At 72.0% G+C, this 22,947-nt stretch carries 17 protein-coding genes and 1 pseudogene; 9 read left to right on the top strand and 9 right to left on the bottom strand.

Annotated elements, in window-relative coordinates:
* The 3 genes from STRTUCAR8_RS18700 to STRTUCAR8_RS18710 form a co-directional block, all read left to right on the top strand.
* On the top strand, window positions 1-921 hold a 921-nt coding region (locus tag STRTUCAR8_RS18700; protein ID WP_006377411.1), incomplete at its 5' end, for an aldehyde dehydrogenase family protein.
* Window positions 922-1,081: 160 nt separating this feature from the next.
* Window positions 1,082-2,653 (top strand): APC family permease, encoded by a 1,572-nt coding sequence (locus STRTUCAR8_RS18705; protein ID WP_006377410.1) that lies wholly within the window; start codon window positions 1,082-1,084, stop codon window positions 2,651-2,653.
* Between the two features lie 46 nt (window positions 2,654-2,699).
* Entirely contained in the window at window positions 2,700-4,250 is a 1,551-nt protein-coding gene (locus tag STRTUCAR8_RS18710; RefSeq protein WP_044472443.1) for a GMC family oxidoreductase, read from the top strand.
* Between the two features lie 64 nt (window positions 4,251-4,314).
* Here STRTUCAR8_RS18710 and STRTUCAR8_RS18715 read toward each other — a convergent pair whose 3' ends face one another.
* From STRTUCAR8_RS18715 to STRTUCAR8_RS18730, 4 genes are all read right to left on the bottom strand, one after another.
* Window positions 4,315-9,021, bottom strand: coding sequence for a hypothetical protein (locus STRTUCAR8_RS18715; RefSeq protein ID WP_006377397.1), 4,707 nt, complete (start codon window positions 9,019-9,021; stop codon window positions 4,315-4,317).
* 62 nt (window positions 9,022-9,083) lie between these two features.
* Window positions 9,084-9,968: a hypothetical protein gene (locus tag STRTUCAR8_RS18720; protein WP_006377400.1), complete on the bottom strand. Its 885-nt coding sequence runs from the start codon at window positions 9,966-9,968 to the stop codon at window positions 9,084-9,086.
* A 118-nt stretch (window positions 9,969-10,086) separates the two neighbouring features.
* Window positions 10,087-11,613 carry a hypothetical protein gene (locus tag STRTUCAR8_RS18725; protein ID WP_044472439.1) on the bottom strand — a complete coding sequence of 509 codons (1,527 nt, stop codon included), beginning with the start codon at window positions 11,611-11,613 and terminating at the stop codon, window positions 10,087-10,089.
* Between the two features lie 156 nt (window positions 11,614-11,769).
* Entirely contained in the window at window positions 11,770-12,474 is a 705-nt protein-coding gene (locus STRTUCAR8_RS18730; protein ID WP_006377393.1) for a GntR family transcriptional regulator, read from the bottom strand.
* Between the two features lie 165 nt (window positions 12,475-12,639).
* Here STRTUCAR8_RS18730 and STRTUCAR8_RS18735 point away from each other — a divergent pair, with 165 nt between their 5' ends.
* Genes STRTUCAR8_RS18735 through STRTUCAR8_RS18755 form a run of 5 tightly spaced genes read left to right on the top strand, consistent with a single transcriptional unit; the run spans window position 12,640 to window position 17,053 of the window.
* Window positions 12,640-13,959 carry an MFS transporter gene (locus STRTUCAR8_RS18735; RefSeq protein WP_006377392.1) on the top strand — a complete coding sequence of 440 codons (1,320 nt, stop codon included), beginning with the start codon at window positions 12,640-12,642 and terminating at the stop codon, window positions 13,957-13,959.
* Window positions 13,956-14,777 (top strand): putative hydro-lyase, encoded by an 822-nt coding sequence (locus STRTUCAR8_RS18740; protein ID WP_006377413.1) that lies wholly within the window; start codon window positions 13,956-13,958, stop codon window positions 14,775-14,777. Before STRTUCAR8_RS18735 ends, STRTUCAR8_RS18740 begins: the two co-directional genes overlap by 4 nt.
* A gap of 25 nt (window positions 14,778-14,802) precedes the next feature.
* Window positions 14,803-15,555 carry a LamB/YcsF family protein gene (locus STRTUCAR8_RS18745; protein WP_006377408.1) on the top strand — a complete coding sequence of 251 codons (753 nt, stop codon included), beginning with the start codon at window positions 14,803-14,805 and terminating at the stop codon, window positions 15,553-15,555.
* A 14-nt stretch (window positions 15,556-15,569) separates the two neighbouring features.
* Entirely contained in the window at window positions 15,570-16,187 is a 618-nt protein-coding gene (pxpB, locus tag STRTUCAR8_RS18750; protein ID WP_044472440.1) for a 5-oxoprolinase subunit PxpB, read from the top strand.
* Window positions 16,184-17,053: a 5-oxoprolinase subunit C family protein gene (locus STRTUCAR8_RS18755; RefSeq protein WP_006377404.1), complete on the top strand. Its 870-nt coding sequence runs from the start codon at window positions 16,184-16,186 to the stop codon at window positions 17,051-17,053. Before pxpB ends, STRTUCAR8_RS18755 begins: the two co-directional genes overlap by 4 nt.
* A gap of 7 nt (window positions 17,054-17,060) precedes the next feature.
* Here the strand turns inward: STRTUCAR8_RS18755 and STRTUCAR8_RS18760 are convergent.
* From STRTUCAR8_RS18760 to STRTUCAR8_RS18780, 5 genes and pseudogenes are all read right to left on the bottom strand, one after another.
* Window positions 17,061-17,494: pseudogene (locus tag STRTUCAR8_RS18760) on the bottom strand (SGNH/GDSL hydrolase family protein); the annotation flags it as partial.
* A 431-nt stretch (window positions 17,495-17,925) separates the two neighbouring features.
* Window positions 17,926-19,131: a glycosyltransferase gene (locus STRTUCAR8_RS18765; protein ID WP_006377394.1), complete on the bottom strand. Its 1,206-nt coding sequence runs from the start codon at window positions 19,129-19,131 to the stop codon at window positions 17,926-17,928.
* Window positions 19,128-20,252, bottom strand: a complete 1,125-nt coding sequence (locus tag STRTUCAR8_RS18770) for a glycosyltransferase family 4 protein (RefSeq protein WP_006377401.1) — start codon at window positions 20,250-20,252, stop codon at window positions 19,128-19,130. Before STRTUCAR8_RS18770 ends, STRTUCAR8_RS18765 begins: the two co-directional genes overlap by 4 nt.
* Before the next feature lie 128 nt (window positions 20,253-20,380).
* Window positions 20,381-21,811 carry a HEAT repeat domain-containing protein gene (locus STRTUCAR8_RS18775; RefSeq protein WP_044472441.1) on the bottom strand — a complete coding sequence of 477 codons (1,431 nt, stop codon included), beginning with the start codon at window positions 21,809-21,811 and terminating at the stop codon, window positions 20,381-20,383.
* A gap of 301 nt (window positions 21,812-22,112) precedes the next feature.
* Entirely contained in the window at window positions 22,113-22,505 is a 393-nt protein-coding gene (locus tag STRTUCAR8_RS18780; RefSeq protein ID WP_006377396.1) for an ankyrin repeat domain-containing protein, read from the bottom strand.
* 236 nt (window positions 22,506-22,741) lie between these two features.
* Here STRTUCAR8_RS18780 and STRTUCAR8_RS18785 point away from each other — a divergent pair, with 236 nt between their 5' ends.
* Window positions 22,742-22,936 (top strand): hypothetical protein, encoded by a 195-nt coding sequence (locus STRTUCAR8_RS18785; protein WP_006377407.1) that lies wholly within the window; start codon window positions 22,742-22,744, stop codon window positions 22,934-22,936.
* The last annotated feature ends 11 nt before the right edge of the window (window positions 22,937-22,947 follow it).

A 22,947-nucleotide genomic window follows, 5' to 3' on the forward strand; every position in this document is an offset into this window, starting at 1 on the left:
ACCGCGATCCGTCTGATGCGGCTCCTGGAGGAGGCCGGACTGCCCGCGGGCGTGGCCAACCTCGTCCTCGGCGCCGGTCCGGAGGCGGGCGCACCGCTCGGCGACCATCCGGACGTCGACCTCCTCTCCTTCACCGGCGGACTCCAGACGGGCCGCAGGCTCATGGCTGCCGCGGCGGGCACCGTGAAGAAGGTCGCGCTCGAACTCGGCGGCAAGAACCCCAACATCGTGTTCGCGGACGCCGACTTCGACACGGCCGTCGACATGGCGCTCACCGCGGTGTTCCTGCACTCCGGGCAGGTCTGCTCGGCCGGGGCCCGGCTGCTGGTGGAGGACTCGCTGCACGACCGGTTCGTCGACGAGGTCGTCCGGCGGGCCCGGCTGATCCGGCTCGGCGGCCCGTTCGACGAAGAGGCCCAGACCGGCCCGCTGATCTCCGAGGCACATCGCGCGAAGGTCGAGGCGTATGTCGCCCAGGGCCTGGCCGAGGGTGCGGTCCTGCGCTGTGGCGGGGCACGCCCCGAGGGGCTCGACGACGGTTTCTACTACTCACCGACGGTGCTCGACGAGTGCGACGCCCGGATGACCGTCGTACAGGAGGAGTCGTTCGGGCCGGTGCTCACCGTGGAGCGGTTCACGGACGAGGCGGAGGCGGTCCGCCTCGCCAACGACACCGTGTACGGACTCGCCGGAGGCGTCTTCACCACCGACGAGGCCAAGGCCCAGCGGGTCGCGGCCCGGTTGCGGATCGGCACGGTGTGGATCAACGACTACCACCCGTACCTCCCCCAGGCGGAGTGGGGCGGCTACAAGCAGTCCGGCTTCGGCCGGGAACTCGGACCCGCAGGACTCGCCGAGTACCGCGAGGCGAAGCACATCTACCGGAACACCGATCCCTCGCCGCAGGGCTGGTTCTCGTAGCGCCACCCGCGCGCCACCCTCTCCACCCCTTCTCCGCCCTTTTTGCGCCATTCCCCTTGCGTGTGTCCTGAATGTGCGCCCCCATTGATCCCACCCGTTCATCCCGGCACCCGCAACGAGCCGCTCCCTCCCCTTCCCCGGTCCCCCCAGGAGTCCGCTCATGGCAACCACCGAACAACCAACAGGCCCAGGGCACACGGACGACGACGAACTCGCCGAGTTCGGATACAAGCCCGAACTCAAGCGCACCCTCGGCAACTTCCACACCTTCGCGGCCGGGATCAGCTACATCTCGATCCTGACCGGCACCTTCCAGCTGTTCTACTTCGGCTACGGCAGCGGCGGTCCCGCCTACTGGTGGTCGTGGCCGATGGTGTTCGTCGGCCAGTTCATGGTCGCGCTCTGTTTCGCGGAGCTGGCCGCCCGCTATCCCGTGGCGGGCTCGGTCTACAACTGGTCGAAGAAGATCGGCAATCCGCATCTGGGCTGGCTCGCCGGCTGGATGATGCTGATCGCCTCGATCGTGTCGATCGCCGCGGTGGCACTCGCCTACCAGCTCACGCTGCCGCAGATCTCCAGTGTGTTCCAGATCGTCGGTGACGGCACCGGCAAGTACGACGTGGCGACCAACGCGGTGATCCTGGCCGGCGTGCTGATCCTGTTCACGACCGTGGTGAACGCCTTCGGCGTCAAGCTGATGGCCACGATCAACACGGCGGGTGTCTTCATCGAGCTCGTCGCCACAGTGGTGCTGATCGTCCTGTTCGCCGTGCACATCACCCGAGGCCCGCAGGTCGTCACCCAGACGAACGGCACGGGCGCGGGCCACGGCGCCGGCTACCTCGGCGCGTTCCTGGTGGCCTCACTGGCATCCGCGTACGTCATGTACGGCTTCGACACCGCCGCCTCGCTCGGTGAGGAGTCCCGCGACCCGTCCCGGAACGCGCCGCGCGCCATCATCCGGGCGATCGTCGCCTCCTTCGTCCTCGGCGGCCTGATCCTCCTCCTCGCACTGATGAGCGTCTCCAGCCTGAAGGGCAAGGAGCTGTCCACGGACGGTCTGCAGTACGTCGTGCTCGACGTGCTCGGACCGACGGCCGGCAAGGCGATGCTGTGGTGCGTGCTGATCGCGGTCACCGTCTGCGCGCTGGCCGTCCACACGGCGGCGATCCGGCTGGCGTTCGCGATGGCCCGCGACAACAACCTCCCCGCGTCCTCCCTGCTCGCGAAGGTCAGCCCGCGCTTCCAGACGCCGGTACTGCCCGCCGTGATCGTCGGAGTGCTGGCACTGGCGATCCTGGTGGTCAACATCCGCCAGCCGCAGATCTTCACCGTCGTCACCAGCATCGGCATCATCATGATCTACCTCGCCTATCTGGGCGTGACCGTACCCATGCTGGTGGCACGGCTGCGCGGCAGGTGGCAGCCGGCCGGCGACGGCAAGTTCTCGCTGGGCCGCTGGGGCCTGCTGGTCAACATCGGGGCCGTGATCTGGGGCGGCGCCATGACGACGAACCTGATCTGGCCGCGGGCCTCGGTCTACAACGCCACCGCCCCCTTCCACTGGTACCTCCAGTGGGGCGCCGTGCTGTTCGTCTCGATCATCGCGGGTGGCGGTTTCGCCTACTACTGGTTCGTCCAGCGGCACCGGACGGGTGTGCTCGCCGGACACCGTCTCGAGGGAGCCCCGGCCGCGCCGGCCGCTCCCCTCGCCGCCCCGGCGGCCGACTGAAGGAGGTCAAGCCCTGATGGAGCAATCCCCCATGGACCGATCACTCATGACCACCGACGAGTTCGACTACGTGGTGGTGGGCGGTGGCACCGCCGGCAACGTGGTGGCCGCGCGGCTCTCGGAGGACCCGTCCGTCACGGTGTGCGTGCTGGAAGCGGGCCCGAGCGACGTCGGCGACGACAACGTCCTCAGACTCGAACGCTGGATGGGCCTGCTGGAGTCCGGCTACGACTGGGACTACCCCGTCGAACCACAGGCCAGCGGCAACAGCTTCATGCGGCACGCCCGCGCGAAGGTGCTCGGCGGCTGTTCCTCCCACAACTCCTGCATCGCCTTCTGGGCCCCGGCCGAGGATCTCGACGACTGGGCGGCGGCAGGCTGTAAGGGCTGGAGCGCGGCCGACCTCTTCCCGCTCTACCGGCGCCTGGAGACCAACGACGCCCCCGGCGACCACCACGGCCGCACCGGCCCGGTGAAGCTCCGTACGGTGAAGAGCGAGGACCCGTGCGGCGCCGCCCTGCTGGAGGCGTGCGCACAGGCGGGCATCCCCACCACGCCCTTCAACACCGGGAACACCGTGCTCCGCGGGGCCAACTGGTTCCAGATCAACTCCGACGAGAACAACATCCGTCAGTCGTCCTCCGTCGCCTATCTCCACCCCGTCATGGGCAGGCGGCCGAACCTGGAGGTACGGACAGGTGTGCGGGCGAAGCAGCTCGTGCTGGAGGGGCGCCGGTGCGTGGGCGCCGACTACCTCGACCCGGACCTCATCCACACCAGGACCGTACGGGCGCGCCGCGAGGTCATCGTGTCCTGCGGGTCGATCGACACCCCGAAGCTCCTCATGCTGTCCGGTATCGGACCGGCCGAGCAGCTGCGCGAGGTCGGCGTCGAGGTGGTCGTGGACTCCGCCGGCGTCGGTGAGAACCTGCAGGACCACCCCGAGGGCGTCATCATGTGGGACGCCGCACAGCCGATGACCACGACCTCCAACCAGTGGTGGGAGGCGGGCATCTTCTACGACACCGAACCGGGCCTGGACCGGCCCGACCTGATGTTCCACTACGGCTCGGTGCCGTTCGACATGAACACGGCGCGTTGGGGCTATCCGACCTCGGAGAACGCGTTCTGCCTCACCCCCAACGTGACCCGGGCGAAGTCCCGCGGCACGGTGAGGCTGCGTACCCGTGACTACCGGGACAAGCCGATGGTCGATCCGCGGTACTTCACGCACGAGCACGACGCGCGCGTGATGACGTACGGGCTGAAGCTGGCCCGCCGGATCGCCGCCCAGCCCGCGCTGAGCGGCTGGGTGAAGGCGGAACTGTCCCCCGGGCCGGATGTCCGGACCGACGACGAGCTGCTGGACTACATCCACAAGACCCACAACACCGTCTACCACCCGGCCTGCACCGTGAAGATGGGTGCGGACGACGACGCCTCGGCGCCGCTGGACGCGCGGCTGCGGGTGAAGGGTGTCGATGGCTTGCGGGTTGCCGACGGGTCGGTGATGCCGGATCTGGTGACGGTGAATCCGTGTATCACGACGATGATGATCGGTGAGAAGTGTGCGGACCTTTTGAAGGCGGACGCCTAAGACGGGTGCGGGTCGTGGGGGAACTGCGGCGCCGTCTTGGCTTGTCGCGCAGTTCCCCGCGCCCCTAGGGAGTCGCCCCGGAGGAAGGTGTCTGTGCGGGACGTTTGAACATTCGCGTCGCCGTGATCTCGCTGTGTACCGCGTCTCCCTCCCCGGCCGGGGCCTGCTGTGGCAGTCCCGGCCGGAGGTGTTCCTCGACGCTGATGTACTTGAGGCCCGCGCGGAGGTCGGCGTCGTTGCGGAGGCGGATGACGAGGGGGAACTCGGCGAGCGCGGTCGTGTCGAACAGGCCGGTGGTGTACAGGAGTTGGACGCCGAGCGCGTCGGACACGGCTCGCTGGAGCTCCAGCAGGTAGGTCGCGTTGGCCCGTCCGATGGGGTTGTCGAGGAACAGCGTGCCGGCGTGCCGGTGCTTGTCTCGGCCCCGGTCGTTGCTGCGCAGCGCGGCCATCGTGCAGTACAGGGCGATGGCCGCGGTGAGCAGCTGACCGCCCGAGAACACGTCACCCATCTGCCCGACAGGCACGCGTTCGGCGCGCAGTACGGCGTCGGGCTTGAGGATCTCGACGGCGATGCCCTTGGGCTGGAGGGCGGCGCCGACTCCCCTCAGGAGCAGGGACATTCCGTCCCGGCGCAGGTCGGAGTTCTTCTTCACGGCCGACCGGGTCGCCTCGTCGACGACCTCGCCGAGCCGCTCCGTGAGCGTCGCCTGGTCGGGCTCCTCGAACCGGATGCGCAGGAACTCCTGCCCGGACCACTCGCCGAGCCCCTCGGGCAGCCGGGACAGCCGCTGCGCGGACCGCAGGGTGGCCAGCGACGACTCCACCAACCCGCGCAGCCGGTCCACGATCGAGTCCCGGTTCCGCTCCAGCTGCGCCAACTCGTCGGTCAGGACCCGGAGTCGGGGTGCGAAGGCGTCCGCCCACTTCTGCGCGTGCTCGGGCAGCGCGGACGCGGGCAGTTCACGGATCTGCTGGCGGGCGGGGGTGCGCACCGCCTCGTACCGCGTGGAGTTGGCATGCCGTACGAGGATGTCGCTCGCCTCGCGCACGGCGGCCTCGGCCGCGGACAGGTCGGCGGCGCAGCCGCGGAGGGAGCGGCGGGCCTCGGCGGCCGACTGCCGGGCTTCCTCCGGGCTTCCGGGGTAGGGCTCCGGGGCTTCCTGCTCGTCGTCGGAGGCGTGCTCGCGCAGCAGGTCGCGGAGCATCGCGGCGATCTCGTCGAACCCTGAGGCGGCGTCCTCGGCTGCCCTGTGGGAGCCGAGAAGTTCGGCGTGCGCCTCCCTGGCCCGGGCCAACGCCTCGGTACGGGAGGCCAGTTCGGCGGTGGCGGTGCGCAGCAGTACCTGAGCGTGTTCGGCGTCGCGCGGGACGAGTTCCTCGGCCAGCTCGGTGTGCGAATCGCCGTCCTCGGGCGCGTGCCGCTCGGCCTCGCCGCGCAGCCGCCCGAGTTGCTCGCTGGCCGTGGACACCCGGGTCTCCAGGAGCTGGACGAGTTCCTCGGCGCGCGCGGAGGCGGCCTGCCGGGACGGTCCGTCGGATCCCTCGGGCGCCTGCAGCAGCTGTTCGGCGCGCGTACGCACCTTGTTGCTCAGCCTGTCCAGGTCCGCGCGCGCGGCGCTCTCGTCGCTCTCGGAGCGTGCCTGCTCCGCCCGCAGGTCGGCCCCGACGCCGACCTTCTCGTACAGCTGGGAGGCGGCCCGGTAGGCCTCTCGGAGGGCCGGCAGCGACGACTTCGCGGCGTCTTCGTCGGCTTCCGGCAGGTCATCTGGGGCGCCCGCGATCTCAGCGCGCTCGGCGCGCAGGGCGCGGGCCGTGCGGCGCGCGTCGTCGGCGGACCGCTGGACAGCGCGCCGGTCCTCGTCGGCGGACCGCGCTCGCTCCAGGCAGATCTGGGCGCGGGCCTCCGACTCGACCGCCTCGTCGGCCAGTTCACGCACCTTGACCTGCCAGCCGGCACGTTCACGCAGCCGGTACGCCAGGCCGGCGAGCGCGTCGGCGGCGCGCCTGGCCCGCTGGGCCGCCTCCTGCCGCTCGTCCCGGACCCGGGACGCCTCGCTCGCCACCTCGTCGGCCTCGGCCCGCACGGTCCGGGCCTCGGCCAGCTCGGCCTCGGCCTCCTCGGCGAAGGCACGCGCGTCGTGCGCGGCCCGGGCCAGCTCGCCGAGCCGCCCGGCAGGACAGCCCGTGCGCCAGGAGGCGAGCCGCGCGCCCAGTTCCCGGTCCTTGCCGAGCCGCGCGGCGAGGGTGCGGATCTCCTCCTCCCGCTCACCGGCCCGGGCCCGCAGCGCCTGTCGTTCCTCGTCGGCGGCGTGTTCGTCGTGCATGGCCGGGTTCGGCGGTACGAGGAACACGTCGCCGTCGTCCGGTCCGGGGGCCGGGGTGGGGGCGAGCAGGGCGGCTGCCGTACCGACCGCCACGGCCGAGCGGGGCAGCAGGGCCGCGTCGGCGAGTGCCTCGCGGGCACGCGCGTGCGTGCCGGGGTCGGTGATGATGACGCCGTCGACCAGTTCGGGGCGGGCGGCCAGCACGCGCGCGTGGTCGACGGGGTCGACGGCCTGGGCGAGGTAGCGCCAGCCGGGCAGCGCGGGGATGCCGTGTTCGCCGAGGAACTCGACGGTGGCCAGCACATCGGGGCCGGCCGGCAGCAGCCCGCCGTCACCGAGCGCGCCGAGGATCCGGGCGTCGTCGGCGGCGGCGGTCCGCAGCTCGAAGAGCTGCCGCTCGGCGGAGGTGACACCGGCGTCGAGCAGCTCATGGAGTTCGTCGGCGAAGCGGTCCAGTTCCTCGGGGGTCAGCGGCCCTTCGACGGCGGCACGGGGGGCGCCCTGATCATCGTCCCCGGCCGTGCTCTCGGCACCGCTGCCCTCACCCGGGCCCTGCTGGCGCGGCACCGCGGCCCGTCCCCGCTGCCGCGTACCGCCCGCCGACGGCAGGCTCAGCAGGTCGGCGAGCCGTTCCTCCGCCGCCAGGGCCTCGGCGGTGCGCCGCTCGGCGTCGTACGCGCGCTCGGCCGCTGTGGCGGCGTCCGCCGCGCGTGCGGCCGTCAGCTCCGCGCGGGACTCGGCGGACGCCGCCTCCCGCGCGTGCTCGGAAGCCCGACCGGACGCCTCACGGGAGGTGTCCCAGGCCGCTACGGCCGACTTCTCGGCGTCGCTGGCGGCGAGCGCGGCCCGTGCCGGGTCCGCGTCCGGAGCACTGTCGTCGAGCCAGCCCGCGCGCACCGCCTCGGCGGTCTCCTGCTCGACCTCGCTGAGCCGCTGCCGCAGGTGCCCGACCTCGCTGCGGGCGCGCTGTGCCTCGGTGGCCGCGCCGGTCGAGTCCCGGTGGGCGACCTCGCTGATCTCCTGGAGGGCGGCGGAGCGCTCCTCCTCCTCGTTGGCGAGCGCCTCCGCGCCTTCCGCCGCCGAGTGCAGCGCCCGTACGAGGTCCACGGCGGCCTTGGCGCGGGCGGCGAGCGCCGGGGCCGCGTCCCGTTCGGCCTCGCGGATCGCGACGGCCACGCGCGCGGAGCGGTCGGCGGCGGCGCGGTGCCGCAGGACGACCTCGGCGGCCTGCCAGGCGGAGTGCATGGTGCGCGCGTCGGCGAGTTCGCGTTTCTGCGCGGCTGCTGTCTTCTCCGCCGCGGCGAGGGCCAGTGAGGCATGCCGGAAGGCGAGTTCGGCGGCGATCAGCGCGCTGCGCTCCCGCCCGCCCTCGGAGTGGGTGACGGTGTACGCCGCGGCGGTGACCCGCTGGGCGAGGTCCCCGGCCCTGACCCGCTCCTGGACGCCTCGCGCGGACAGCCGCCGGGCCAGGGTGCGTGTCCGGCGCTCGGCACCGGTGTGGACGTCCCGCGCGCGGGACCGTGTCTCCGCTGCTTCGACGATGCGTCCGAGCAGGTCCACGGACCCGGCGGTGAAGTCCCGTTCGGCGATCAGTTCGGACCGTCGCCCCAGCTTGTTGCCGAAGCCTCCGACCAGGTCGGCGAGCCCGTCCGTGTCCCGGGTGTCGGTGACGGCGCGCAGCAGCAGGTCGGTGAAGTCGGAGTCCTTCTTGACCGCGAAGAGGCCGGCGGCCTCACCCTCGTCGGCGTTCATCTCCCGCTGGTAGCGGAAGAGTTCGGGGTCGAGACCCAGTTCTCCCAGGTGCTCGACCCAGCGGTCGTGGATCTCCTCCCAGTGCACTTCGAGATGCGGATACGCCTTGCCCGCCTCGGTGATCGCGTCCCGGAAGCCCTTCATCGTGCGGCGCCGCCCCTGGGCACCGGAGACGCCCTCCACCGGCGGCCGTACGGCGGTGGACTCGGCGACGGGAAGGTTGTCGAGGCTCAGCCCCGGGCCGGGCCGGAAGGAGTACCAGGCCTCGGCGAACTTCCGCGGGTCGTTGGAGACCTGCCGCCCCCGCCACTCACTCGCCTTGCCGACCACCACCAGTTCACCGGTGAGCGTGTGCTGCCACTCGAGGACGACATGCCCGCAGTCGTCGGCGAGCAGGAACTTCCGCAGCACTCCGGAGCTGGCGCCACCCAGGGTGTTGCGGTGTCCGGGGAGCATCACGGAGAAGATCAGTTTGAGCAGTACGGACTTGCCGCCGCCGTTCTCCAGGAAGAGCACGCCGGCGGGCGCGGGCCGGCGCGGCGGTCCAACTGGCTCGTCCTCGAAGAACTCCGCCTGGGTGGGCGCGGGGTCGGGCACCGGCGCGCCGACACCCCGCAGGTCAAGCACGGTGTCGGCGTAGCGCGCACCGGCAGGACCGATGGAGTAGAGGCGGACCCGGGACAGCTCGTACATGGCGGACTCTCGTGGTCGTAAGGGAGTAGTCGGGTTGGGGGTGAAGGCGGTCGCGGTGGCGGTCAGGAGTGGTGGAAGGGCAGTCCGGCGTCGGCCACCAGCTCGAGGTCGTCGGTGTCCTCGGCGGGCAGCAGCGTCGGCGTCCCGTCGGTGACCGGCACGACGCCCAGCTCCAGCAGCTCGGCCATCGCGGCGTTGCCGGCCATGTCCCGGACCTGAAGCTGGTAACGAGCCGTTGTCCGGTACGTACCGCCGTTGTCGTCACCCGTGCGCTGGAGGAAGCCGGAGTCGGTGAGGAAGACGACGGCCTTGCCGACGATGCCGGTGGTCGAACCGGCCGGTCTCCGCGCGTCCTTGGTGGCCCCCGTCGCGCTGCGCCTGATCCAGATCCGCCAGGCGGCCTCCAGCCCCGGGGCGTCGCTGACCGGGTCGGTGATCTCGCCCTGTGCCTCGGCCCGCTCCTCCAGCCGCCGGCAGGCCTGCCGGACGAAGGCCTCGACGCCGTTGACGGTGACGCGCCCGATGTAGCCGTCGTCGGCGAGGTCCTCGGGCCGCGGGAACGCCATGGCGGCCACGGCGAGGTGGGCGAGCCCGTGCAGAAACCGGTCGGAGCCGTCGGCGGAGGTACGACGGGCGTAGTCCCCCATCCGAACGGCGAACACGGAGTCCTCGGCGGCGGTCACCGCCATCCCCGCGCGCGGGGACACCTCCAGCACCACCAGCCCCAGCCCGGCGGCCACGGCGTCGGCGAGCCGGGCGAAGGCCGGGTCCTCGCGGTACCGCCGCAACAGCTCGGCGTACTCCTGGTCCCGGGCCGCCTGCAGCTTGGGCTGGAGGCCAAAGGCCACCAGCCGAGCGGCATCGGCGGCATCGCCAGGAGTGATCACGGCAGCCACAGCCGGCGCGGCGACAGCCTCCGGCTCGCTCCAGTCGACCTGCTCGTTCACGGCTGAGGCTCCTCGGGGTTCTGATGATCGAGCGGGCGGACAAGCGCCCCTGCAGGGGCGCGGGGAACTGCGCGACCAGCCACAACGGGCCCGCAGCCAGGCGACGACATCAGCCCCGTCACGCCGCCTCCGACCTGCCCGCGGCCATCCCCACGGTGTCCAGCAACGCCATCCCCACGATCAGATCGGCGCCCCCGAACTCCGGGTCGTCCAGCTCGGTCCCGTCGTCGACGGCGAACAACAGCTTCTTCTCACCCTGCCGATAGGCCGTCCCGACCGGCGGACTGGCCGCGTGAACGGCCAACAGCGCCACCAGATACGGGAGTTCCGCGTCCCTGAGACGCGCCTCGGCGAGCAGCCCCGACAGCCTCCGAGGCGCGTCCGCGGGCAGGTCCAGCAACTCCATGGCGGCCGCCAGCTGTTCCTCGCTGAACCGGCTGTCGTCCGGCGTGGCGATCAGATCCGGCTCCGGCATCTCCGCCCCGAGGTGCTCCCGCTCCAGTGGCGGCGTCAGCAGTATGTCCACGAGGTCGCCGACCCGGACCGACACCGGCGTACGAAGCCCCGTCCCGCGCGCGAAGAACGCGTCCGTGACCCGCACGGCAGCCTCCAGGGGCATCGGCAGCACAGGGGCGACCAGATGGCCGTACAGGTCTATCCCCGAGGATGTCATCGGGGTCGCGAAGGCCTGCCGGTCCTGCTCCGCGCGGAACAGCGGTCCCGCTTCGAGGAGGCGGGACTGGAGCAGCGTGTGCCGCCGGATGCAGTCCTTCACGATGTCGACGAGTTCGGCGGCCCGCCGCTTCTGCTCCGGGTCCTCGGACTCGTCACGGGCCTTGCGGATGTTGGTCAGGATCGCGTTCTCGTGGCGGTACCGGTCGGCGACGTGGTCGAGCGCCTCGGCGATCATGTCGGGGACGGTCTGGAGCCAGTCCACCGCGCGCACGTTGCGCCGGGTCGCGTCCAGCGCTCTGCGCAGGACCTCCGAGTACTGCACGGTGCGGTAGCGGGCCTGCTCGGCGGCGAGCTGGGCGTCGGCCAGCCGGCCCCGGCTGATCAGCACCTCCAGCTTGACCTCAGCGGCGATCTGGGCGCTGGTGACATCGGTGTCGAGGGCGCCGACGAGGACGTTGACGGCCTCGTCCGTCGTCCGGAGGTAGACGCTTCCGCCGTACCCCGGGACCTCTTCGATCAGCTTGAAGTCGTAGTCACGTCGTACATACGTGCCGTCCGGCGCGAAAGTGCCGTACACGGCCCGGAAGCCGCGGTCGACGCTGCCGACGTTGATGAGGTTCTCCAGGACCCAGCGGGCGACGCGCTCGTGTTCGCTGACGGGCCGCCGCGGGGCCTGGGCGGCGATGCGCGGGATGAGGCGGGCGACGATCTGGTCGTGGTCCGCGCCGGTGTCGAAGTCCATGTTCAGGGTGACCAGGTCGATGGCCGCGAGGGCCACCTCCGCCATGCCGTACACCGAGTACTCGCCCGCGAGATTCGCCTTGCGCGCGTCCAGGTCGTGGAGCGGGGCGGTGCAGGCGAGCGCGCGCAGGCGCCGCGCCAGTCCCTCGTCGGCGGCCGGGCCCGGAGCGGGGCGCGGCCCCACGCTGAGCTGGGGCGGAACGCTGTCCGTCGATGCAGGCGAAGTCACGGTGCCCAGACTAGGTCCTCGGTCTGACAACTCCCCAAACGACGCGGATCGCCTCCGGCGGGCGGACGGCGGGCCACCGGCCGTCGGTCGTGCACGGGCCGGTGGGAGCCGGCCGCGTCGGTGCGGCGAAGCCGGGTCGCCGCAGGTCCACGTCCCTCAGAGGAGGGTTTCGTCCTCGCCCACCCTGCGCCGGTAGGCGTCCACCACGCGCTCCAGCGAGTCGGCGAGATACACCGAGAGCAGTTCCTCCGCCTCGGCCCTTTTCCCTCGTTCCAGCGCCCGCAGTATCTGCTGGTTGCGGGCGAGGTAGGGCTCGTGCAGGCGCCGCGGGTCGTCCACGACGTGGAAGGCGAGGCGCAGTTCGGCGAAAACGCTGCGCATCAGCTCGTCGGTGCGGGCACTGCCGGCCAGCGCGACGAGTTCGCCGTGGAAGTGGATGTTGGCCGTACCCAGCCCTTTCCAGTCACCGTCGCGTACCGCCCGCTGCCCCTCGTCGACGGCTGCGGCGAGGTTCTCCAAGGCGTACGGCGGCTCGCCGAGACCGCGGACCACGGCGCACTCGACGAGGGCGCGGGTGCGGTAGATGTCCTCGACGTCCTCGACCGCGAGGACCCGCACGAAGACGCCCCTGTTGAGCTCGTGGACCAGCAGGCGTTCGTGCGTGAGCAGGCGGAACGCCTCGCGCAGCGTGTTTCGGGAGACGCCGAGGGCCCCGCCGATGCTGTCCTCGGAGAGCCGGGTCCCGGGCGGGAAGTAGCCGTCGGCGACGCGGCTCCTGAGGATGTCCGACACCCGCTCGGCGGTGCTGGTGCGCCCGAGGAGCGCGCGGTCGTCGGCCAGTCCCGTCAACTGCTCTGCCATGCCCGGAATTCAATCGTAGATACGAGAACGAAACAACACGGGTATTGAAGGATCGTTCAACGATCCTCTACCTTACTGACAGACACCGCCGGAACCACGCGATGTCGACCGCTCCCGCACCGCTCGGTCCCGCAGCACCCTCCGTCCCTCATCTGCGAGGTGCACATGAGCACGACCCCTCCACCGCAGGCCCTGACCGACGACGCCCACCCCGGAGCGCGTGAGACCGCCGTCGACGAAGGCGCGTTCGCCTGGCTGCGGGCGCTGGGCCCGCGTGGCCGCCGCGCCTTCGGCGGCGCGTTCGGCGGCTACGCCCTGGACTCGTACGACTACTTCACGCTGCCTCTGAGCATGGTGGCGCTGTCCGCGTACTTCGGTCTGGACAAAGGCCAGACCGGGCTGTTCACCACCGTCACGCTGGTCGTCTCCGCCATAGGTGGCGCCGGTGCGGGCGTGCTCGCGGACCGTATCGGCCGGGTCAAGGCGCTGATGATCACGGTGATCACCTACGCGGTCTTCACCGTCGCCTGCGGTTTCGCGCCCAACTACGAGACGCTGCTGGTGTTCCGCGCCCTCCAGGGCCTCGGGTTCGGCGGCGAATGGGCCGTCGGCGCGATTCTGGTGGCGGAGTACGCGAGCCCGAAGCACCGCGGCCGTACGCTCGGCGCGATCCAGAGTTCCTGGGCCGTGGGCTGGGGACTGGCCGTGATCGTCTACACCATGGTCTTCTCGTTCCTCGACGACGACCTTGCCTGGCGCGTGATGTTCTGGACCGGTGCTCTGCCCGCGCTGCTGGTCATCTGGGTGCGACGCTCGGTGCACGACGCCCCGCGCGCGGTCGCCGAGCGCGAGAAGAACCCCAAGAAGGGCTCGTTCAAGGAGATCTTCCGGCCCGGCACCGCCAATTCGCCCGGCCTGCTGCGCATCACGGTGTTCGCGGCCCTGCTGTCCACCGGCGTCCAGGGCGGCTACTACACCCTCGCGACCTGGGTCCCCACCTACCTGAAGACGGAACGGGGCCTCTCGGTCGTCGGCACCGGCACGTATCTCACGTTCCTGATCTCCGGCGCCTTCATCGGCTATCTGACCGGCGGCTACCTCACCGACCGGATCGGCCGCAAGCGCAACATCTGGCTGTTCGCGGTCCTCTCGGCGCTGTGCATCCTCGCCTACGCGAACATCCCCAACGGCTCCAACACCCTCCTCCTGGTGCTCGGTTTCCCGCTCGGATTCTGTATGTCGGCGATCTTCAGCGGCTTCGGCTCCTATCTGAGCGAGCTGTACCCGACCGCAGTACGGGGCACGGGGCAGGGGTTCACCTACAACACCGGCCGGGCCGTCGGCGCCGTCTTCCCGACCACCGTCGGTTTCCTGGCCGACAGTTGGGGCGTGGGCGGCGCGCTGGTCTTCGGCGCCGTCGGATACGGCATCGCAGCCCTGGCCCTGCTCGGGCTGCCGGAGACCCTCGGAAAGGAACTCCAGTGAACCGTACGCAAGACCGCCCCCTGTCCCTCGTCGACGAGCACGCGCACGCGTGGAGCCCGAAATCCGCCCGAGCCCGGTTCCGCGCGGGCCTCACGGGACCCACGGCAGGCGTCGCGGCCGGCCACACCCAGGTCAACCTGATCTCGGTGCCCGCCGACTGGGCGTACGACATGCTGCTGTTCTGCCAGCGCAACCAGAAGCCCTGCCCGGTCTTGGACGTCACGGACGCCGGCTCGTGGACCACCGTCCTCGCCGAGGGCGCGGACCTGCGCATCGACCTGCCGCGCTACCGGGTCTGGCGGGACGGCGAACTGGTGGAGGAGCCCACGGACGTGCTCGCCCACTGGCGCGACGACCTCGTGACGTTCCTCATCGGGTGCAGTTTCACCTTCGAGTGGGCGCTCGCCGGGGCGGGCGTACCGATCCGGCACATCGAGCAGGGCCGCAACGTCCCGATGTACGTGACCGACCGTCAGTGCCGGCCCGCCGGGCGGCTGCACGGCCCCCTGGTGGTGTCCATGCGTCCGGTGCCGCCGCAGCATCTGGCGGCCGCGATCCGGGAGAGCAGCCTGCTCCCGGCGGTGCACGGCAGCCCCGTACACTGCGGCGATCCGTCCGGGCTCGGCATCGCCGACCTCGGCCGCCCGGACTTCGGCGATCCGGTGGACCTCGCGCCGGACGACATCCCGGTGTTCTGGGCCTGCGGGGTGACCCCGCAGGCCGCGGTGATGGCGTCCGGGCCGCCCTTCGCCATCACGCACGCGCCGGGCCAGATGTTCCTCACCGACACCCGCGACGAGCAGTACCGCGTCGCCTGACCGGAGCGTGACAGGAGTCCGGAAGATGATCGACCTCAACGCCGACCTCGGCGAGGGCTTCGGCCGCTGGCGGCTGACCGACGACGAACAGCTGCTGTCCGTCGTCACCAGCGCCAACGTGGCCTGCGGCTTCCACGCCGGGGACCCGCCGACCATGCGGCGGGTGTGCGAACTGGCGGCCGAGCGCGGCGTACGGATCGGCGCCCAGGTCTCCTACCGCGACCTCGCGGGGTTCGGGCGGCGCGCGATGGACCTGCCGCCCGACGAACTGACCGCCGAGGTGGCCTACCAGATCGGCGCCTTGGAGGTCTTCGCGCGTGCGGCGGGCTCGCGGGTGTCGTACGTCAAACCGCACGGCGCTCTCTACAACCGGGCCGTGCACGACGAAGAACAGGCCAAGGCGGTGATCGACGGCGTGCTCCTGGCCGGCACGGGCCTGCCGGTGCTCGGGCTGCCTGGCTCGCGCCTGCTGGCGCTGGCCGAGGCGGCGGGCCTCCCCGCCGTCCCCGAGGCCTTCGCCGACCGCGCGTACACCGAGGAGGCCACTCTGGTGCCGCGCGGCCAGGACGGGGCGCTGGTGACCGATCCCGAGGCCGTCGTGGCACGCTCCGTGACCCTCGCCCGGACCGGCGTGGTCGCCTCGCGCGCCGGGACGCCCCTCGCGGTCCGCGCCCGCTCCCTGTGCGTCCACGGCGACACGCCCGGTGCCGTGGACCTGGCCCGCCGGGTCCGCGAGCGCCTTGAGGCCTCCGGCGTCCGCGTGGAGGCCTTCACATGAGCGGGACGAGCGGAATGAGGGCGCTGCCCGTCGGCGACGACGCCCTGCTGATCGAGGTCTCCTCCGGCGACCGGGCCCAGGCCCTGCACGCGGAACTGCTGCGCCGACGCACGGAGGGCACGCTGTCCGTACGGGAGATCGTCCCCGCCGCCCGGACGGTCCTCCTCGACGGGCTCGCCGACCCAGCCCGGCTGGCCTCCGAGCTGACCACCTCCGACGTACCCCCGACACTCCCCCGCACCGAGGACGTCATCGAACTCCCGGTCCGCTACGACGGCCCGGACCTCGCCGACGTCGCCGCCCTGTGGGGCGTGTCCGAGGAAGCGGTGGCGCGTATCCACGCGGGCACCGAGTTCCGGGTCGCCTTCTGCGGCTTCGCGCCCGGCTTCGGCTACCTCACCGGGCTTCCGGCGCGCTACGACGTTCCGCGCCGGGCCACCCCCCGGACGTCCGTCCCGGCCGGCTCCGTCGGGCTGGCGGGGTCGTACACGGGCGTGTACCCGCGTGCGTCACCGGGCGGCTGGCAGCTGATCGGTACGACGGACGCGGTCCTGTGGGACCACACGCGCGTGCCGGCCGCACTGCTGTCGCCGGGCACCCGCGTCCGATTCGTCCCGGTGGGCAGCCGATGACGGATCGTGCGCTCGCCGTCGTACGGGCCGGGGCACTGACCACCGTGCAGGACCTCGGGCGTCCCGGTCACGCCCATCTCGGGGTGCCCCGCTCCGGGGCCCTGGACCCGCCCACGGCCGCGCTCGTCAACCGGCTGGTCGGCAACACGTCCAAGGCGGCGGTACTGGAGACCACCCTCAACGGCTGCACTCTGCGCCCCCGTTGCGCGGTCACCGTCGCGGTCGGCGGCGCCCCCTGCCCCGTCACCGTCAACGGCCGCCCGGCCGCCTGGGGCGCCCCGGTGCGGGTGCCCGCCGGCGCGCTGCTGGACATCGGTACAGCCCTGTCCGGAGTACGGGCCTACGTGGCCGTCTCCGGCGGAGTCGCCGTCGAGCGGGTGCTCGGCAGCCGCTCCACCGACCTGCTGTCCGGGCTGGGTCCGCCGCCTCTGACGGACGGCGCGGTGCTGCCCCTGGGGCCCGTGATCGGCGGGCACGCGCACGTGGACGTCGTTCCGCAGCCCGCGCCCCCGGCCGAACTCGTGTTCAGGGTGACCGTCGGGCCACGCGACGACTGGTTCACGCCGACGGCACTGCGGGCCTTCACCACGTCCACGTACCGGGTGTCCTCCGCGAGCAACCGCATCGGGCTGCGCACGGAAGGGCCCGCCCTGGAGCGGGCGGTTTCCGGTGAACTCCCCAGTGAGGGCATGGTCCTGGGCGCGGTCCAAGTGCCTCCGGACGGCAGGCCGGTGGTGTTTCTCGCCGACCATCCGACCACCGGCGGCTATCCGGTGATCGCCGTCGTTCGCACCGCGGACCTGCCCGCCGCCGCCCAGGCGGCGCCGGGCACTCCGGTCAGGTTCGTGCCCGTACGCCGACGCTGAGCCTCCCCTACGCCACCTCCGGTTCCGCCCGGTGCTCCGCCGCCGACAAGGCAGCCAGGGCCGCCACGACGGCGTGGGATGCCTCCAGGTCCAGGCGGGCGCTCGTGCCCCGCGCACGGTGGTGGACCTCCTGGGCGGCGAGCCGGAGGAGTTGCGGCAGCAGGTCGGTGCACCGCCGCGCCACCCACCCCGTCCCCGCGGTGGCCGGCCGGCGCTGGTTGGCCGACCGGGTGGGCGCGGGTTCTTCCGGTGCGGCCGACGGACCCGCACCGCCCGTGACGCCCGCCTCCGTGAGCAGCGCGTGGAAGCGGACCGCGAGCTGCCAGTTCCCTGTTCGCCGGGGTGCAGCCGGTCCGCGCTCCACATCTCGCGTCCGCTGAGCCACTCACCCTCGGCGGCGTGCACATGCGCCGCCCCGTAGCGCTCGGAAAGGGCGTGGATGTCGAACGTACGGCGCAGGGTGTCGTTCACCGTTCCTGTGGGCTGAGCGAAAGTGAGTCCGTTCAGCCGCGCGCCCCGAACGGTCTTGGGCGAACTGGTCCCCGGCGTACTCGACCCCGGGTGGCGACCCACATCCTGTGCGTGGTCCTCTCCCGGGAGGCCAGTTCCCTGTGCGACCTGGCCAGGTGGGTACGGCCAGAGGCTACGGGGAGGCCCTGAACCATCCACTGGTGGAGCAGGGGCCCCGCACGCTGACGCCGTACCCGGTGTCCCAGATCGCACACTCACGTTGGCCCGATCAGCCCAGGGCACCGCGAGCCCGGAACGCGGCCATCACACGATCGAGCTAGTTCGGCCTCGTGCGCACTCCTTGCCGAACAGTTCTCAACCCTCGGTCAGCGAGCCGCCGAGCGCCACGAACCGCAGCGGTCTCATCCGACACCCTCCGGTACGACGACGGGCCGCACGGGCGCGTCACCGGAGGACCGCACCACCGCGTCGTGCGCCGCGAGGAACGCCTCGACGGCCGTCGACCAGCCGAAGCACTCGGCACGCGCGCGTGCTGTCTCCCGGCGCTCGCGCTCGGGCCGCCCCAGCAGCAGCCGTATCGCGTCCGCGAAGGCCTCTCCGTCGTCGGCCGCGACGGCCCCGGCGGACCCGATCACCTCGGGCAGCGCGGAGGAGGCACTGGCGACTACGGGAGTACCGCAGGCCATCGCCTCCAGCGCGGCGAGCCCGAACGTCTCGGCGGGTCCGGGCGCCAGGCACACGTCGGCGGACGCCTGGAGTGCGCCCAGCAGGGGCCGGTCGGCGACGTGCCCGAGGAAGGTGACCGGCAGCCCGCGCTCCCGCGCCCGCTGCTCCAGACGGGCCCTCAGCGGCCCGTCCCCGGCCACCACCAGCCTCGCCCGCTGCCCGCGCCGCAGCAGTGCCCGCAGGGCGTCCAGGGCCGTACCGGGCCGCTTCTCGACGGACAGCCGGGAGCACATCACCAGGAGCAGCTCGTCCTCGCGCGCGTGCGCGGCCCGCACCGCCGGGTCACGCAGTGACGGATGCCGCCGCACGAGGTCGACGCCCAGGGGAGCCCGTACGACGTTGCGCGCGCCGATCCGTACGAACTCCCGCTCGGCGAACTCCGTGGTGCACACCACGCGCGCGTAGGTGTGCGCCGTACGGGCGTTGAGGGTGTCGGCGGCGTGCCGGGAGAGGTTCTCCGGCAGGCCCCAGGTGCGCAGGACGCCGTCGGCGGTCTCGTGGGAGACCATCACCGCGGGGACGCGGGCCCGGCGCGCCCACTTGCCGGTCCATCTGAGCGTCGTACGGTCGGACACCTCCAGGCGGTCCGGGGCGAGTTCCGCCAGGAGGGCGGCGACGCGCCGTTTGTCGGTGAGGACGCGGTAGCCGCCGGTGCCGGGCAGCAGCGGGCCGGGCAGGGTGATCACGCGCCCCTGTTCGGTGTCACGGTCGCTCACCCGCTCCCCGGGCACGATCAGGACGGGGTCGTGGCCCGCGGCCCGGTAACCGGCGCCCAGTTCGCGCAGCGAGGTGCGCAGCCCGCCCGAGGACGGGGCGACGAAGTTGGCCAGCCGGACGATACGCAGCGGTCCGCTCGCCTCGCGCGGTGTCTCGCCGTTCATGCGGCCACCGCCGTGCGCGCGCTGAGGATGTCGGCGTAGTGCCCGACGAGTTGGTCGCCGACAGCCGCCCAGGTACGGCCCTCGACCGTCGCCCTCGCGACGGCGCCGTAGGCGGCCCGCAGGCCCGGGTCACGGGCCAGGGACCACACGGCGTCCCGGACGGCGGCCGCGTCCCGTGGCGGGACCAGCAGGCCGGTGCGCCCGTGGGCGACCAGGTCCAGCGGTCCGCCGGCGGCGGGTGCGACGACGGGCACACCGCTTGCCATGGCCTCCTGCACCGTCTGGCAGAAGGTCTCGAACGGGCCGGTGTGCGCGAAGACGTCCAGCGAGGCGAAGATCCGGGCGAGTTCGTCGCCGGTCCGGCGGCCCAGGAAGACCGCGCCGGGCAGTTGCTCGCGCAGAGCCGGCTCGCTGGGTCCGTCGCCCACGACGACGACCCGCACGCCGTCCAGCCCGCAGACACCGGCGAGGAGTTCGACCTGCTTCTCGGGGGCGAGCCGCCCGACGTAGCCGACGATCAGCTCACCATTGGGGGCGAGTTCACGGCGGATGGTCTCGTCCCGGAGTTCGGGGCGGAAGCGCACGGTGTCCACCCCGCGCTGCCACAGCTTCACCCGGGGCACGCCGTGCGACTCCAGGTCGTGCAGGGCGGCGCTGGAGGGCGCGAGGGTGAGGTCGGCGGAGGCGTGGACGGAGCGGATGCGCCGCCAGGCGGCCGCCTCGCCCGCGTGGACGTACGTGCGGGCGTACCCGGCCAGGTCGGTCTGGTAGACGGCCACGGCGGGGATACCGAGCCGGGCGGCGGCGGCCATGCCGCGTACACCGAGGACGAAGGGGCTGGCCAGGTGGACGATGTCCGCGCGGTGCTCGGTGATCGCGGCGGCGACGCGGCGGCTGGGGAGGGCGACGCGGACCTGAGGGTAGCCCGGGAGCGGGAGGGAGGGGACTCGGACGACGGGGCACGGCGCCGAGGCGTCGGACCCGGCCCCGGCGGCGGTGGCCGGGGCGACGACGAGGGGAACGTGACCGCTGTCGACGAGGTGCCGGGCGGTCTGGAGCGCGCAGTGGGCCACGCCGTTCACATCGGGGGGAAAGGATTCGGTCACGATGACGACACGCATAGGGAGGTTCTCGCCGTACCGGACGTGCTCGCGTCAACGTCGATCTTTCCGGACGGGGAACGTCCCATGAGCGTTGCGCACCGGCCCCTCCCGGGTCGGCGCGCGTCCACACGCTCCTGATCCCCGGGTCATCCCCCGTTCATATGGCGGGTGGAATCGGGCCCGATACGGCTTCGCACCGCGGTCTGGACCTCGGCCTCCTCGGCCGGGTCGGCGGCGAGTCTGCGCAGTTGTTCGACGACCCGGGCGTCACCGGTCTCGGCGTGCCGGGCGGCGACCTCCCGGGTGGTCTCCTCGCAGTCCCACAGGCATTCGACGGCGAATCCGGCGGCGAAGGAGGGGTCGGTGGCGGCGAGGGCCCGGGCGGCCCGGCCGCGCAGATGGGAGGAGGCGGTCTCGCGGTAGATGTGGCGCAGTACGGGTGCGGCGCAGACGATCCCGAGCCGTCCCGTGCCGTCCACCAGGGTCCACAGGGTCGGCGCGTCGGGTCCTTCGCCCCGTACGGCCTCCCGCAGTGCGCCGAGGACGAGGTCGCTGTCCCGGGTGGCTCCCAGGCAGGCGAGCATCCGTCCGGCGGCGGCGCCCAGCGGGTCGGGTCGGTGGACCCACCCGCGCGCGCGGTCGACGGCGGCGATACTGCGCATCCGTTCGAATGCGTCGACGGCGGCCTCCACGACAGCCGTCGTGCCGTCGGCGACCGCGCCCTCGACCAGATCGAGGGCATCGGGATCACTGCTGTCCGCGAGATAGCGCAGGGCCGTACAGCGGGCGCCGTCGCCACCGCTGCGGGCCGCCTCCACGATCTGCGGCCGGTCCTCCGGACCTGCCACGGCCGTCAGACAGCGCGCGGCGGGCACATGCAGGACGGCACCTCGGTCGAGGCCCTGCTGGGCCCATTCGAAGACGGCCTGCACGCTCCAGCCCGGGCGGGGCCCGGACGGTCGCATCTGGCGTTGCCAGCGGTCGAAACAGCCGGTTTCCTGAGCGGCACGCACGCGCGTGGAGACCGATTCGCGCGAGTCCTCGGCCCACAGCCGCCAGGGCCGCGGTTCGAAGGCGTCCCGCACGGCGACGGCGAGTTCCGCCTCGCCCTCCGGGTCGGTGCCGAAGCGGGCCAGCACGGGGGCGGCGAGGGCGCGCAGCCCCGCGTCGTCGTCCCTGAGTGCCAGCTCGTCCAGCGCCCAGGCCCAGCTGGTGCCCGTGGCGGCGTACCTGCGCAGCAGTTCGAGCGCGTCCCGCCTGCCGTAGGAGGCGAGGTGCCCGAGGACCGCGAGGGCGAGCCCGGTGCGTGACTCGTCGGTGTCGAGGACGTCCTCGGCGTCGAAGAGATGTGCCTCGATCTCGTCGAGCTCGCCGTGGAGGTCGACGTAGAGACGGGCGTAGTAAAGGGAGCGGTTCTCCACCTGCCAGTCGTGGCGGGGGTCGCGGAGCACGCATTGGTTCAGTGCCGCGAGCGCTTCTGCCCGCGGTGCGGTGAGTGCGTGCAGCGTGCCGTCGCCGCGGCCCCTCTGGAGCAGGCCGAGCAGCGTACCGCTGGGCGCTATGACCGGATCGAACATGGGAAACAGCCTCACATCAAGCGTCGACGCAACCGGGATCCTGCTTTACCTGGCCGCGTGACAACACGTCGGGGCGCCCGCCGTTTCCTGCTTGCTGTAGACCATCTTCCTCTGCCTCTCGTAGGTGGGCCCATGCGGACCGCATCACGGCCCGCGCGGTGCGGCAACATCTGCCCGGCCATCACGTCCATGAATCACGACGTCATGATGACCCGGCTGTTCAAGCTGCCGCGACCGTATTTCCGGCGGCCCCGTTCCGCCTCCCCCGTTTTCCTTGTCCTAGCTGGTCAGTGCGTACGGCTCAGTGCGCGCCGAACACCTCCAGCAGTTCCGTCTTGCCGAACATCCGGGCGGTGTCGAGAGCCGAGGGCATGCCCGCGGCCGGGTCGGCACCACTCTCCAGGAGCGCCTCGATGACGTCCTGAGCACCCTTGAAAACGGCGCCGGCGAGCGGCGTCTGACCCCGGTCGTTCACCCGGTTCCCGTCGGCGCCGCGCGCGAGGAGCGCCCGGACCGCCTCGGCATGGCCGTGGTAGGCGGCGAGCATCACCAGGGAGTCGCCGCGGTCGTTGGTGAGGTCGGCCGGGACGCCCGCGTCGACGTACGCCACGAGTGCCTCGGTCTGCCCCTGCCGCGCCAGATCGAAGATCTTGGTCGCCAGCTCCACGACCTCGGGGTCGGGGGCTTCACTCATCGACCGGACCGCCTCTCGTTACAACCGTACGGGTGAATCGCCAGAGTACTGGCTTAACAGGCGCAAGACCCGACTCCTGAGCAGCAAAGATCAACCGTTCCAAATGACACCGAACAGGTACACCAGTGGAGTGAAATACGACGAAATTCACCCAATTGCACCTTTTATCGTATGGATACATGCTGTGATCCTGGAAGAACTCATGGTGACTGTCCCCACCACACCAGGAGATCCTCATGATCCTGTCCATGTCAGGTGTCGTTCTGCTCGGCATCATCGTCTTCCTCTTCTTCAAGAAGGACGGCCTCAAGGGGTCGCACGCCTTCGTCGCCGCGCTGTTCGGCTTCTACCTCGCGAGCACCGCCATCGCACCGAGCATCAAGGCCGGCGGCGAGAGCCTGGCGAGCCTGCTCGGCGGAATCAAGTTCTGACGCCCGTCCCG

The sequence above is a fragment of the Streptomyces turgidiscabies Car8 genome (assembly GCF_000331005.1).
GTDB classification, from domain to species: domain Bacteria; phylum Actinomycetota; class Actinomycetes; order Streptomycetales; family Streptomycetaceae; genus Streptomyces; species Streptomyces turgidiscabies.